The sequence below is a fragment of the Streptomyces sp. NPDC057137 genome, from assembly GCF_042670825.1.
Lineage (GTDB): Bacteria > Actinomycetota > Actinomycetes > Streptomycetales > Streptomycetaceae > Streptomyces.
Genome location: NZ_JBHUUW010000083.1, coordinates 17,776 through 30,692 on the forward strand (window position 1 = coordinate 17,776; position 12,917 = coordinate 30,692).

Below are 12,917 nucleotides of genomic sequence, written 5' to 3' on the forward strand. Positions count from 1 at the left end.
CCCTCGCCCCGCAGGCCGCCCGCCCATCCGTCGCCCCGCCGGCGCCCGGCGCGGCCCCGTCCATCACCCGCCCTCCAATCGCAGGACGGTCCCAGTGATCACCCTCTCCCTCGCCGAGATCGCCACCATCGTCGGCGGGCAGTCGTACGACATACCGGATCCGGCCGTCCAGGTCACCGGCCCCGTCGTCATCGACTCCCGCCAGGTGGCGGACGGCAGCCTCTTCGTCGCGTTCGCCGGCGAGAACGTCGACGGCCACGACTACGCCCGCAAGGCCGTCGAGGCGGGCGCCGCGGCCGTGCTGGCCGTCCGGCCCCTCGGCGTCCCCGCCATCGTCGTCGAGGACGTCGTCCAGGCCCTCGGCGCCCTCGCACGCGCCGTCGTGGAGCGCACCGGCGCCACGACCGTCGCGCTCACCGGATCGTCGGGCAAGACCAGCACCAAGGACCTCATCGCCCAACTCCTGCGGCGCGCGGGCCCGACCGTCTGGCCCGACGGCAACCTCAACAACGAGATCGGACTCCCGCTCACCGCCCTGCGCGTCGCCGAGGACACCCGTTTCCTCGTCCTGGAGATGGGCGCCCGCTACATCGGGGACATCCGCTACCTCACCGGACTCGTCCCGCCGAGGATCGGCCTCGTACTGAACGTCGGCACCGCCCACATCGGCGAGTTCGGCGGCCGCGAGCAGATCGCCCAGGCCAAGGGCGAGATGGTCGAGTCGCTGCCGCCCGCCGAGGAAGGCGGTGTGGCCGTCCTGAACGCCGACGACCCCCTCGTACGCGCGATGACCACCCGCACCAAGGCACGGGTGGTGCTGTTCGGAGAGTCAGACGAAGCAGACGTACGGGCAGAGAACGTCCACGTCGACCCCCTCGGCAGACCCTCCTTCCGCCTTCGAACACCCACCGGGTGCAGGGACCTGACGCTGCGGCTGTACGGTGAGCATCACGTGTCGAACGCGCTCGCCGCGACCGCCGTCGCCCATGAGTTGGGCATGTCCGTCGACGAGATCGCCCTGGCGCTCTCCGAGGCGGAAACCCTCTCCCGCTGGCGTATGGAGGTCACCGAGCGCGCGGACGGCGTGACGATCGTCAACGACGCCTACAACGCGAACCCCGACTCCATGCGAGCAGCGCTCCGCGCGCTGGTCGCCATGGGCGGTGCCGCCAGGGAAACCGGCGGACGCACGTGGGCGGTGCTCGGCCCGATGGCCGAACTCGGTGACGAGGCGCTCGCCGAGCACGACGCGGTCGGACGGCTCGCCGTCCGGCTCAACGTCAGCAAGCTCGTCGCAGTCGGGGGCAGGGAAGCGTCCTGGCTGCGACTGGGCGCCTACAACGAGGGTTCGTGGGGTGAGGAGTCGGTGCACGTGTCCGACGCGCAGGCGGCGGTCGATCTGTTGCGCAGTGAACTGCGTTCGGGAGACGTCGTGCTGGTGAAGGCTTCCAGGTCGGCCGGACTGGAGCGGGTCGCCCAGGCACTGCTCGAGAACGCAGTCGAGGGTGAGGTCTCCGGCCGATGAGGCAAATCCTCTTCGCGGGAGCCATCGGGCTCTTCCTGACCCTGATCGGTACGCCGCTGCTGATCAAGCTGCTGGCCCGCAAGGGCTACGGCCAGTTCATCCGGGACGACGGCCCGCGCAGCCACGGCAGCAAGCAGGGCACGCCCACCATGGGTGGCATCGCCTTCATCCTCGCCACCCTGATCGCCTACGCCCTGGCGAAGGTGATCACCGGCGAGGACCCGAGGTTCTCCGGTGTGCTGGTCCTGTTCCTGATGGCGGGGATGGGCCTGGTCGGCTTCCTCGACGACTACATCAAAATCGTCAAACAGCGTTCGCTGGGCCTGCGGGCCAAGGCGAAGATGGCCGGACAGCTGATCGTCGGCATCACCTTCGCGGTGCTCTCGCTCCAGTTCGCCGACCTCCGCGGCAACACCCCGGCCTCCACCCGGCTGTCCTTCGTCACGGACTTCGGCTGGTCCATCGGACCGGTGCTGTTCGTGGTCTGGGCGCTGTTCATGATTCTCGCCATGTCCAACGGCGTGAACCTGACGGACGGTCTGGACGGCCTGGCCACCGGCGCGTCGGTGATGGTCTTCGGCGCGTACACCTTCATCGGCCTCTGGCAGTTCCAGGAGTCCTGCGCCAACGCGCTGACCCTGACCAACCCCGACGCCTGTTTCGAGGTACGAGATCCGCTCGACCTCGCAGTCGTCGCCTCGGCCCTCATGGGCTCCTGCTTCGGCTTCCTGTGGTGGAACACCTCACCCGCCAAGATTTTCATGGGCGACACCGGCTCGCTCGCGCTCGGCGGCGCCCTCGCGGGCCTCGCCATCTGCTCCCGTACGGAACTCCTGATCGCCCTCCTCGGCGGCCTCTTCGCCCTCATCACCATGTCCGTGGTGATCCAGGTCGGCTCGTTCCGCCTGACCGGCAAGCGCGTCTTCCGGATGGCCCCGCTCCAGCATCACTTCGAACTCAAGGGGTGGTCCGAAGTCCTTGTCGTGGTCCGCTTCTGGATCATCCAGGGCATGTGCGTGATCGTCGGACTCGGACTCTTCTACGCGGGCTGGGCGGCCGACAAGTGACCGACCGTCAGCCGGCCGGACCGTCGGCCGACCCCCGGGACCGTTGGCACGGCAAGCGCGTCACCGTCGCCGGTCTCGGGGTCTCCGGGATCCCGGCGGCCCGCGCGCTGCGGGACCTGGGCGCCGACGTCACGGTCGTCAACGACGGCGACGACGAGCGCGCCCGTACCCAGGCCGCCGAACTGGCCGCCATCGGCGTCACCGTACGGCTCGGCGACGGCGCGACCCTCCCCGAGGGAACCGAACTCGTCGTCACCACGCCCGGCTGGCAGCCCGGCAAACCCCTCTTCCTGGCCGCCGCCGAAGCCGGCGTACCGATCTGGGGGGACGTCGAACTGGCCTGGCAGCTCAGGGGGCCCGACGCGGCACCCTGGCTGGCCGTCACCGGCACCAACGGCAAGACCACGACCGTCCGCATGCTCGCCGCGATCCTCCGCGCGGCGGGCCTGCGCACCGAGGCCGTCGGCAACATCGGCGTCTCGCTCCTCGACGCCGTCCTGCCCGACGAGAACGGCCGGGAGAAGTACGACGTCCTCGCCGTCGAACTCTCCAGCTACCAGCTCCACTGGGCGCCGAGCCTGCGCGCCCACTCCGCCGCCGTCCTCAACATCGCGCCCGACCACCTCGACTGGCACGGCTCCATGGAGGCGTACACCGCCGACAAGGGCCGGATCTACGAGGGGAACACCGTCGCCTGCGTCTACAACGTCGCCGACAAGGTGACCGAGGACCTGGTGCGCCAGGCCGACGTCGAGGAGGGCTGCCGCGCGATCGGCTTCACCCTCGGCACCCCCGGCCCCTCCCAACTCGGCGTCGTGGAAGGCCTCCTGGTCGACCGGGCCTTCGTCGAGAACCGCACCGCGCAGGCGCAGGAACTCGCCGAGGTCGGGGACGTCAACCCGCCCGCCCCGCACAACATCGCCAACGCCCTCGCGGCGGCGGCCCTCGCCCGCGCCTACGGCGTCGCACCCGCCGCCGTACGCGACGGACTGCGCGCCTTCCGCCCGGACCCGCACCGCATCGAACACGTCGCGGACATCGCGGGCGTCAGCTACATCGACGACTCCAAGGCCACCAACACCCATGCCACCGAGGCCTCACTGGCGGCCTACGACCCGATCGTCTGGATCGCCGGCGGTCTCGCCAAGGGCGCGTCCTTCGACGAGCTGGTCGAGAAGTCGGCGAAGCGGCTGCGCGGCGTGGTCCTCATCGGCCGCGACCGGGCGCTGATCGCCGAAGCCCTCGCGCGACACGCCCCCGAAGTCCCGGTGGTGGACCTCGAACAGACGGACACTGGGGCGATGTCGGCCGCGGTCCGTGCGGCGGCGCGCCTCGCGAAGACCGGGGACACCGTCCTGATGGCTCCGGCCTGTGCCTCGATGGACATGTTCGTCAACTACAACAAGCGGGGCGAGGCGTTCGCGGACGCGGTCCGCGCACTCGCCGCCGAGCACGCCTGACCGACCGGCGAGAAGGCCGGCGAGCGCGAGCCGCGACAGCCCCACCGGCCGGACGTGCCGCGCACGACTGGAGGGGACAGCGAAGATGCCGGCCGACGACACCGCGGGCACGGGCCCGCGCACCGCGCGTCCTTCGGTACGGAAGCGGTTCCTCGCCGCCGTACCGTCCCTCGCCCCGCCGTCCCTCGCCCCGCCGCCCCTCGCGCTGCCGGGAGTGGCCACCGGCGCCGCCACGGGGCCCGCGTGGCCGCCGGGCCTCGCCCTGCGCGGCCGGACCCCAGGAGCGGCCGTACGACGCGCTCCCGCCGTACGTGGCAGGGCCGCCGGACCCGGCGTCCGGCCACCCCGCCCGCCGCGCGGCAACAGGGTGCGACGGATGTACGAGCGGGCCCGCCGCGCCTGGGACCGGCCGCTCACCGCGTACTACCTGATCTTCGGCGCCGGCCTGCTGCTCACCGTGCTCGGTCTGGTGATGGTCTACAGCGCCTCGATGATCAAGGCGCTGGAGCTCTCGCTGCCCGGCTCGTATTTCTTCCGCAAACAGTTCCTGGCCGCCGTCATCGGCTCCGGACTGATGCTGCTCGCCTCCCGGATGCCCGGCAAACTGCACCGCGCGCTGTCCTACCCGCTGCTCGTCGGCGCCGTCTTCCTGATGGTCCTCGTGCAGGTCCCGGGGATAGGGCACGCGGTCAACGGCAACCAGAACTGGATCTACCTCGGTGGTCCCTTCCAGCTTCAGCCCAGCGAATTCGGCAAGCTGGCGCTGATCCTGTGGGGCGCCGATCTGCTCGCCCGCAAACAGGACAAGCGGCTGCTGACCCAGTGGAAGCATCTGCTGGTGCCGCTCGTGCCGGTCGCCTTCATGCTGCTCGGTCTGATCATGCTCGGCGGCGACATGGGCACCGCCATCATCCTCACCGCGATCCTCTTCGGACTGCTGTGGCTGGCGGGGGCGCCCACCCGCCTCTTCGGCGCCGTACTCGGCGTGGCCCTCACCCTCGGTTTCATCCTCATCAAGACCAGTTCCAACCGTATGTCCAGGCTCGCCTGCATCGGCGCGACGGACCCCGGTCCGAACGACCAGTGCTGGCAGGCCGTGCACGGCATCTACGCGCTGGCCTCCGGCGGATGGTTCGGTTCCGGACTCGGCGCGAGTGTGGAAAAATGGGGTCAACTCCCGGAACCTCACACCGACTTCATCTTCGCCATCACCGGGGAGGAACTGGGGCTGGCGGGGACGCTGTCGGTGCTCGCCCTGTTCGCGGCTCTAGGCTATGCGGGTATCCGCGTGGCCGGACGCACGGAGGACCCCTTCGTGAGGTACGCCGCGGGAGGCGTGACCACGTGGATCACGGCGCAGGCCGTGGTCAACGTCGGCGCGGTGCTCGGTCTCCTGCCGATCGCCGGAGTCCCGCTCCCGCTGTTCTCCTACGGAGGGTCAGCCCTGCTGCCGACCATGTTCGCTGTCGGGCTGCTGATCGCGTTCGCGCGAGAGGATCCCGCCGCGAAAGCGGCGCTGGCCATGCGAAGGCCCGGCGTGAGATGGAAGACGATGAGACGGCGCGTCACAAAGCGTCCGTCCGGAGAGCGGTGAATTTCGGTGCATGTCGTACTCGCCGGTGGGGGGACCGCCGGCCACATCGAGCCCGCGCTCGCCCTCGCGGACGCCCTGCGGAGGCAGGACCCCACCGTGGGGATCACGGCCCTCGGCACGGAGCGCGGACTCGAGACCAGGCTGGTACCCGAGCGGGGGTACGAACTGGCCCTCATCCCCGCCGTCCCGCTGCCGCGCAGACCCACCCCTGAACTGATCACCGTCCCCGGCCGGCTGCGCGGCACCATCAAGGCCGCCGAGCAGATCCTGGAGCGTACGAAGGCGGACTGCGTCGTCGGCTTCGGCGGCTACGTCGCGCTGCCCGGCTATCTCGCCGCCAAGCGGCTCGGGGTGCCGATCGTCGTGCACGAGGCCAACGCCCGCCCCGGCCTCGCCAACAAGATCGGCTCGCGGTACGCGGCGGCCGTCGCCGTCTCCACCCCGGACAGCAAGCTGCGCGGCGCCCGCTACATCGGCATCCCGCTGCGCCGCACCATCGCCACCCTCGACCGGGCGCGGGTCCGTCCCGAGGCGCGCGCCGCGTTCGGGCTCGACCCCAACCTGCCGACGCTGCTGGTCTCCGGCGGCTCGCAGGGCGCCCGCAGGCTCAACGAGGTGGTCCAGCAGGCCGCGCCGCTGCTCCAGCGCTCCGGGATCCAGATCCTGCACGCGGTCGGACCGAAGAACGAAATGCCGCGCGTGGACAACATGCCGGGAATGCCGCCCTACATCCCGGTACCGTATGTGGACCGGATGGATCTCGCCTACGCCGCGGCGGACATGATGCTCTGCCGCGCCGGCGCGATGACCGTCGCCGAACTCTCCGCCGTCGGGCTCCCGGCCGCCTACGTACCGCTGCCCGTCGGCAACGGTGAACAGCGGCTCAACGCCCAGCCGGTGGTGAAGGCGGGCGGCGGACTGCTGGTCGACGACGCCGAACTGACACCCGAATGGGTCCAGGGCCATGTGCTGCCGGTGCTGTCCGATCCGCACCGGCTGTACGAGATGTCCCGCGCGGCCGCCGAGTTCGGCCGCAGGGACGCGGACGAGCTGCTCGTCGGCATGGTGTACGAGGCGGTCGCAGCGCGCCGTCAGGCATAGGGAGGCAGGGCCAGTGGCCGGACCGACGACCGCCGAGCGTGGTGCGGTACGAGTTGAGTCGGAATCCGGCCGCGCCCGTTCGGGCCGGCCGCCGGGTCGCCGTTTCCGGCTTCCCGGACGCCGTATTCTGCTTCTTCTGACTTCCGTGATCGCACTCGGCGCGGGGGGAATCTGGCTGCTTTACGGCTCCACCTGGCTACGGGTCGAGCAGGTGAAGACTTCGGGGCTCGAGGTACTGAAGCCCGCCGAGGTGGAAGCCGTAGCGGCAGTTCCGATCTCCACCCCGCTGATTTCCGTCGACACGGAAGCGATTGAGCGTCGACTTCGTCAGAAGCTGCCGCGTATCGACTCGGTGGATGTGGAACGGTCATGGCCGAACGGCATCGGTCTGAAAGTGACGGAGCGAAAGCCCGCGCTGCTTATCGAAAAGGGCGCAAAGTTCATCGAAGTGGACGCGGCGGGTGTGCGTTTCGCGACCGTCGAGAAGGCCCCGAAGGGCGTACCGCTGCTGGAATTGACGGCGGATCAGTCCCCGAGTGTGCGACGCTTCAGCACCACTCGTCTGATGTCCGAAGCGGTACGCGTCAGGGACGAACTCCCCGGCAAAGTCGCCGAGGACACCCGGGTGGTGAAGGTCCGTTCGTACGACTCCATCTCGCTGGAGTTGAGCGGCGGACGCACGGTGATGTGGGGGAGCGGCGAGGACGGCGGCGCGAAGGCGCGCGCTCTCACCGCTCTCATGAAAGCAGTTCCGAAGGCGGCGCACTTCGATGTGAGTGCGCCCACCGCCCCTTCCGTATCGGGGAGTTGACGCGTATATGTGCTGACCAGCACCCTGGTTGGTCAGCCTGGTGCGTGATCACATAGGGTGAAAAGAAAAACGGGAGGTTCGGCGTGTTCGTTGAACGTGCGCCACGTGTCGACTTAGTGTCCTGTTCGGAAGAGTCCAAGAAGCAGACACTCTGGTAACCCTAAACTTCAACGTTAGGGTTCGGGTCGGCGTCCGGACCGTCCCATCGGCATCAGTCGTCGCCTCACGACAACAGCGAAGCGACGACACGTAACTCGAGGCGAGAGGCCTTCGACGTGGCAGCACCGCAGAACTACCTCGCAGTCATCAAGGTCATCGGTGTCGGCGGCGGTGGTGTCAATGCCATCAACCGAATGATCGAGGTCGGCCTCAAGGGCGTCGAGTTCATCGCGATCAACACCGACGCACAAGCCCTGTTGATGAGCGACGCCGACGTCAAGCTCGACGTCGGCCGTGAACTCACCCGTGGACTCGGCGCCGGCGCGAACCCGGCAGTCGGCCGCAAGGCGGCAGAGGACCACCGCGAGGAGATCGAGGAGGTCCTCAAGGGGGCCGACATGGTCTTCGTCACCGCCGGCGAAGGCGGTGGAACCGGCACCGGCGGCGCTCCCGTCGTCGCCAACATCGCCCGCTCGCTCGGCGCCCTCACCATCGGCGTCGTCACCCGCCCCTTCACCTTCGAGGGCAGACGGCGCGCGAACCAGGCGGAGGACGGCATCGCCGAACTCCGCGAAGAGGTCGACACCCTCATCGTCATCCCCAACGACCGCCTGCTGTCCATCTCGGACCGCCAGGTCAGCGTCCTGGACGCGTTCAAGTCCGCGGACCAGGTGCTGCTCTCGGGTGTCCAGGGCATCACCGACCTCATCACCACGCCGGGTCTGATCAACCTCGACTTCGCCGACGTCAAGTCCGTGATGTCCGAGGCCGGATCGGCCCTCATGGGCATCGGCTCCGCACGCGGCGACGACCGCGCGGTGGCCGCGGCGGAGATGGCGATCTCCTCGCCGCTCCTCGAAGCGTCCATCGACGGCGCGCGTGGCGTGCTGCTCTCCATCTCCGGCGGCTCCGACCTCGGTCTCTTCGAGATCAACGAGGCCGCGCAGCTGGTGAGCGAGGCCGCGCACCCCGAGGCCAACATCATCTTCGGCGCCGTCATCGACGACGCCCTCGGTGACGAGGTACGAGTCACCGTCATCGCGGCCGGCTTCGACGGCGGACAGCCGCCGACCCGACGCGAGACCGGACTCACCTCGGCCAAGCGGGACGACCAGCCGTCCTACCGCCCCTCCGTCCCCGAGTCCGACTCGGGCCGCCCCTCCGGCGGACTCGGCACGGTCCCCTCGCGCGACGAGGCGCCCGCCCCCGAGCCGGCTCCGGCGGTCAACGAGAAGCCCCTGCCCCCGGTCTCGCCGCCGCACGTCCCGCCGGCCCGTCCCTACCAGGACACCCAGGCCGAAGAGCTGGATGTTCCGGACTTCTTGAAGTGATAGGACAGCACGACACGTTGGGCTCGACGAGCGGCGCCCACTTCGCCTTCACCGACAGGTGGGGCGGGGTGAGCGCCGCTCCGTACGAGCGGCTCAACCTCGGCGGCGCGGTCGGCGACGACCCCGCCGCCGTACGCGCGAACAGGGCCACCGCCGCCGAGTCCCTCGGGCTCGACACGGCGCGGGTCGTCTGGATGAACCAGGTGCACGGCCGCGACGTCGCCTTCGTCGAAGGACCCTGGGAGTCGCGCGAGCCGGACGAGATCCCGGCGGTCGACGCCGTGGTCACCACGAGCCGGGGGCTCGCCCTCGCCGTACTCACCGCGGACTGCGTCCCGGTCCTGCTGGCCGACCCGGTGGCGGGAGTCGCCGCCGCCGCGCACGCCGGACGCCCCGGACTGGTCGCGGGAGTCGTCCCGGCCGCCGTCGACGCGATGGTCGCACGGGGCGCCGAACCCTCCCGGATCACCGCCCGGACCGGACCCGCCGTCTGCGGACGCTGCTACGAGGTCCCCGAAGCCATGCGGGCCCAAGTCGCCGAAGCCGTACCGGAGTCGTGGTCCGAGACCAGCTGGGGCACCCCCGCCGTCGACGTCACCGCCGGCGTGCACGCGCAACTCGCCGCACTCGGGGTCGAGGACCGGCACCGCTCGGGGATCTGCACCCTCGAATCGGCCGACCACTTCTCGTACCGCCGCGACCGCACCACCGGACGGCTCGCCGGATATGTCTGGCTGGGAGCGTCATGACCGACCGCGCGAGAGAACTCGCCGAAAATCTTCACAAGGTGGAGACCCGTATCGCGTCCGCCTGCGCGGCGGCCGGCCGCGAACGGGACGAGGTGACCCTGATCGTGGTCACCAAGACCTACCCCGCGAGCGACGTCCGGCTGCTGCACGAACTCGGTGTACGGCATGTCGCCGAGAACCGCGACCAGGACGCGGCGCCCAAGGCCGCCGCGTGCGCGGATCTGTCGCTGACGTGGCACTTCGTAGGTCAGTTGCAGACCAACAAAGTCCGTTCCGTGGTCGGTTACGCCGATGTCGTGCAGTCTGTCGACCGACTGAAACTCGTCTCGGCGCTGTCCGCCGCGGTGGTGCGCGCGGACCGTGAACTCGGTGTGCTCGTCCAGGTCGCGCTCGACGCCGACTCGGGTGCGCGCGGTGAGCGGGGCGGCGTCGCGCCGGACGGAATCGGGGAGTTGGCGGCGGCCGTCGCCGAGGCGCCGGGACTGCGGCTGGACGGTCTCATGACCGTCGCGCCACTCGCCGGGCCGTACGCCGAACGCCAACAGGCGGCGTTCGAGCGTCTGCTGGAATTGTCATCCCTGCTGCGCGCGGACCATCCGGCTGCGAACATGGTGTCAGCAGGGATGAGTGCGGACCTCGAAGCCGCCGTTGCGGCCGGAGCGACACATGTGCGCGTCGGTACGGCGGTACTCGGAGTCCGCCCCCGGCTCGGGTAACGTCGCGAAGCAAGTCGGACCACAGCAGAAAATATGGTCATTTCCGCCGAAAGGTGGAAGGACCGCGTGGATCGAGGGCACTTGGTGACGAGGCCGATCCACCACAGAGCGGAGGACTCAGAGCATGGCCGGCGCGATGCGCAAGATGGCGGTCTACCTCGGCCTCGTGGAGGACGATGGGTACGACGGCCGGGGTTTCGACCCCGATGACGATTTCGAACCCGAGCCCGAACCCGAGCGTGAACACCGGCGCCACCAGCCGGTACACCAGGTCGAACGGGACGAACCAGTACGAGTGGTGCAGCCTCCTCCGCAGCGTGAACGGGAGCGTCAGCCGGTGCCGGTAGCGGCAGAAAGCGGACGTCCTGCCCGAATCGCCCCCGTGGCATCCATCACACCTGAACGCCCCAGCCTGGAGAAGAACGCACCAGTGATCATGCCCAAGGTCGTCTCCGAACGAGAGCCCTACCGCATCACCACACTGCACCCGCGGACCTACAACGAGGCCCGTACCATCGGGGAACACTTCCGCGAGGGCACCCCGGTGATCATGAATCTGACCGAGATGGACGACACCGATGCGAAGCGACTTGTCGACTTTGCCGCGGGACTTGTCTTCGGTCTCCATGGCAGCATTGAGCGCGTGACGCAGAAGGTGTTCCTGTTGTCGCCTGCTAACGTCGATGTCACGGCGGAGGACAAGGCCCGAATCGCAGAGGGCGGGTTCTTCAACCAGAGCTGAGATTCGACACCGGGAACGACCCGGCCGCGAGGCCGGACCAGAGAAGCCAGGGGAGAGGGAAGCGCGGGATGAGCGTTGCGCTACAGGTGGTCTACATCGCGCTGGTGTGCTTCCTCATCGTGCTGATCTTCCGGCTGGTCATGGATTACGTCTTCCAATTCGCCCGCTCATGGCAGCCCGGCAAGGCGATGGTGGTCGTTCTGGAGGCCACCTACACTGTCACCGATCCACCGCTCAAGCTTCTGCGGCGGTTCATTCCGCCGCTGCGTCTCGGGGGCGTGGCACTCGACCTGTCCTTCTTCGTTCTGATGATCATCGTGTACATCCTCATCTCGGTCGTCAGCGGCCTTGCGAGGGCAATGTGAACGATACGGTCTTGCCGACTGCCGACGACTACGTAGAGGTGAAGAAGAGATGCCGTTGACCCCCGAGGACGTGCGGAACAAGCAGTTCACGACCGTCCGCCTCCGAGAAGGCTACGACGAGGACGAGGTCGATGCCTTTCTAGACGAGGTCGAGGCCGAACTGACGCGCCTGCTTCGCGAGAACGAGGATCTGCGCGCCAAGCTGGCCGCCGCGACGCGTGCCGCCGCGCAGAACCAGCAGCAGCAACAGCAGCAGGGGATGCGTAAGCCGCCGGAGCAGCAGGAGCGGCCCGGCGCGCCCGTCCCCGCCGCCATATCCGGACCGCCGGTCCAGCAGCAGCCCCCGCAGATGGGCCAGCCCCAACTGCCCGGTGGGCCCCCGCAGCTTCCCGCCGGCCCCGGCGGACACGGCCCCGGCCCGGGTCAGCACCCCGGCCACGGTCCCGGCCCGCAGGGTCAGCACGGTCCCGGTCCTATGCAGGGCGGTCCCATGCAGGGCCAGATGCAGGGCGGCCCCATGCAGGGCCAGATGCAGGGCCAGATGCAGGGCGGCCCCATGGGTGGACCGATGGGCGGCCCCATGGGGCACGGCCCGCAGCCCGGTCAGGGCGGCCCCGGCGGCGACAGTGCCGCACGTGTGCTCTCGCTGGCGCAGCAGACCGCCGACCAGGCGATCGCGGAGGCCCGTTCCGAGGCCAACAAGATCGTCGGCGAGGCGCGTTCGCGTGCCGAGGGTCTGGAGCGGGACGCCCGTGCGAAGGCGGACGCCCTTGAGCGGGACGCGCAGGAGAAGCACCGCGTGGCGATGGGCTCCCTGGAGTCCGCGCGCGCCACGCTGGAGCGCAAGGTCGAAGACCTGCGTGGCTTCGAGCGCGAGTACCGGACGAGGCTGAAGTCCTACCTGGAGAGCCAGCTGCGTCAGCTGGAGACCCAGGCCGACGACTCGCTGGCCCCGCCGCGTACGCCGGCCGCGGCCTCACTGCCGCCGTCGCCGTCCATGGCACCGGCCGGTGCGGGCGCGATGGGTCACACCATGGGTGGCAACCCGTCCATGGGTGGCGGGCACGGTCCCTCGTCGGGTGGACCGTCGTACGGGAACCAGCAGCAGATGTCCCCGGCGATGACCCAGCCGATGGCACCGGTCCGGCCGCAGGCGCCGCAGCCCATGCAGCCGATGCAGCAGGCTCCGTCGCCGATGCGTGGGTTCCTGATCGACGAGGACGACAACTGACGGGCGCTGGGCGCGGTAGTCGCGCACAGCCGTCGGCAGGCTGAAGGGCCGGGCCCGGGGTACCAC

12 protein-coding genes are annotated in these 12,917 nt (G+C 69.6%); all 12 read left to right on the top strand.

The features are described 5' to 3' along the window. Nucleotides 1–94 precede the first annotated feature (94 nt). The gene (murF, locus tag ACFT9I_RS36075; RefSeq protein ID WP_382571547.1) at nt 95–1,525 is read left to right on the top strand and encodes a UDP-N-acetylmuramoyl-tripeptide--D-alanyl-D-alanine ligase; all 1,431 of its coding nucleotides are present in this window, start codon (nt 95–97) and stop codon (nt 1,523–1,525) included. Further along, a complete protein-coding gene (mraY, locus tag ACFT9I_RS36080) occupies nt 1,522–2,592 on the top strand; it encodes a phospho-N-acetylmuramoyl-pentapeptide-transferase (RefSeq protein ID WP_382571549.1) in 1,071 nt (356 codons plus the stop codon). Before murF ends, mraY begins: the two co-directional genes overlap by 4 nt. Beyond that, nucleotides 2,589–4,052, top strand: coding sequence for a UDP-N-acetylmuramoyl-L-alanine--D-glutamate ligase (gene murD / locus ACFT9I_RS36085; protein ID WP_382571551.1), 1,464 nt, complete (start codon nt 2,589–2,591; stop codon nt 4,050–4,052). The genes mraY and murD overlap by 4 nt, the downstream gene beginning before the upstream one ends. 85 nt (nt 4,053–4,137) lie before the next feature. Next, complete coding sequence (gene ftsW, locus ACFT9I_RS36090; protein ID WP_382571553.1) at nt 4,138–5,646, top strand: putative lipid II flippase FtsW; 1,509 nt, start codon at nt 4,138–4,140, stop codon at nt 5,644–5,646. 6 nt (nt 5,647–5,652) lie between these two features. Beyond that, the gene (gene murG, locus ACFT9I_RS36095; protein WP_354608651.1) at nt 5,653–6,747 is read left to right on the top strand and encodes an undecaprenyldiphospho-muramoylpentapeptide beta-N-acetylglucosaminyltransferase; all 1,095 of its coding nucleotides are present in this window, start codon (nt 5,653–5,655) and stop codon (nt 6,745–6,747) included. A 13-nt stretch (nt 6,748–6,760) separates the two neighbouring features. Next, on the top strand, nt 6,761–7,558 hold the full coding sequence (locus tag ACFT9I_RS36100) for a cell division protein FtsQ/DivIB (RefSeq protein WP_382571555.1): 798 nt from the start codon (nt 6,761–6,763) through the stop codon (nt 7,556–7,558). A gap of 275 nt (nt 7,559–7,833) precedes the next feature. Next, nucleotides 7,834–9,048 carry a cell division protein FtsZ gene (gene ftsZ, locus ACFT9I_RS36105; RefSeq protein ID WP_382571557.1) on the top strand — a complete coding sequence of 405 codons (1,215 nt, stop codon included), beginning with the start codon at nt 7,834–7,836 and terminating at the stop codon, nt 9,046–9,048. Beyond that, nucleotides 9,045–9,797 carry a peptidoglycan editing factor PgeF gene (pgeF, locus tag ACFT9I_RS36110; protein WP_382571558.1) on the top strand — a complete coding sequence of 251 codons (753 nt, stop codon included), beginning with the start codon at nt 9,045–9,047 and terminating at the stop codon, nt 9,795–9,797. The genes ftsZ and pgeF overlap by 4 nt, the downstream gene beginning before the upstream one ends. Then, nucleotides 9,794–10,513: a YggS family pyridoxal phosphate-dependent enzyme gene (locus ACFT9I_RS36115; protein ID WP_382571560.1), complete on the top strand. Its 720-nt coding sequence runs from the start codon at nt 9,794–9,796 to the stop codon at nt 10,511–10,513. The genes pgeF and ACFT9I_RS36115 overlap by 4 nt, the downstream gene beginning before the upstream one ends. Nucleotides 10,514–10,637: 124 nt before the next feature. Beyond that, entirely contained in the window at nt 10,638–11,255 is a 618-nt protein-coding gene (locus tag ACFT9I_RS36120) for a cell division protein SepF (protein ID WP_031231917.1), read from the top strand. Between the two features lie 68 nt (nt 11,256–11,323). Beyond that, nucleotides 11,324–11,620 (top strand): YggT family protein, encoded by a 297-nt coding sequence (locus ACFT9I_RS36125; RefSeq protein WP_078077796.1) that lies wholly within the window; start codon nt 11,324–11,326, stop codon nt 11,618–11,620. A gap of 49 nt (nt 11,621–11,669) precedes the next feature. Further along, complete coding sequence (locus ACFT9I_RS36130; protein ID WP_382571562.1) at nt 11,670–12,851, top strand: DivIVA domain-containing protein; 1,182 nt, start codon at nt 11,670–11,672, stop codon at nt 12,849–12,851. Nucleotides 12,852–12,917 lie beyond the last annotated feature (66 nt).

What these genes read in the sequence shown, in the direction of transcription:
- mraY (WP_382571549.1), top strand. Translation starts at nt 1,522, where the DNA reads ATGAGGCAAATCCTCTTCGCGGGAGCCATCGGGCTCTTCCTGACCCTG.
- ftsW (WP_382571553.1), top strand. Translation starts at nt 4,138, where the DNA reads ATGCCGGCCGACGACACCGCGGGCACGGGCCCGCGCACCGCGCGTCCT.
- ACFT9I_RS36115 (WP_382571560.1), top strand. Translation starts at nt 9,794, where the DNA reads ATGACCGACCGCGCGAGAGAACTCGCCGAAAATCTTCACAAGGTGGAG.
- ACFT9I_RS36120 (WP_031231917.1), top strand. Translation starts at nt 10,638, where the DNA reads ATGGCCGGCGCGATGCGCAAGATGGCGGTCTACCTCGGCCTCGTGGAG.
- ACFT9I_RS36125 (WP_078077796.1), top strand. Translation starts at nt 11,324, where the DNA reads ATGAGCGTTGCGCTACAGGTGGTCTACATCGCGCTGGTGTGCTTCCTC.
- ACFT9I_RS36130 (WP_382571562.1), top strand. Translation starts at nt 11,670, where the DNA reads ATGCCGTTGACCCCCGAGGACGTGCGGAACAAGCAGTTCACGACCGTC.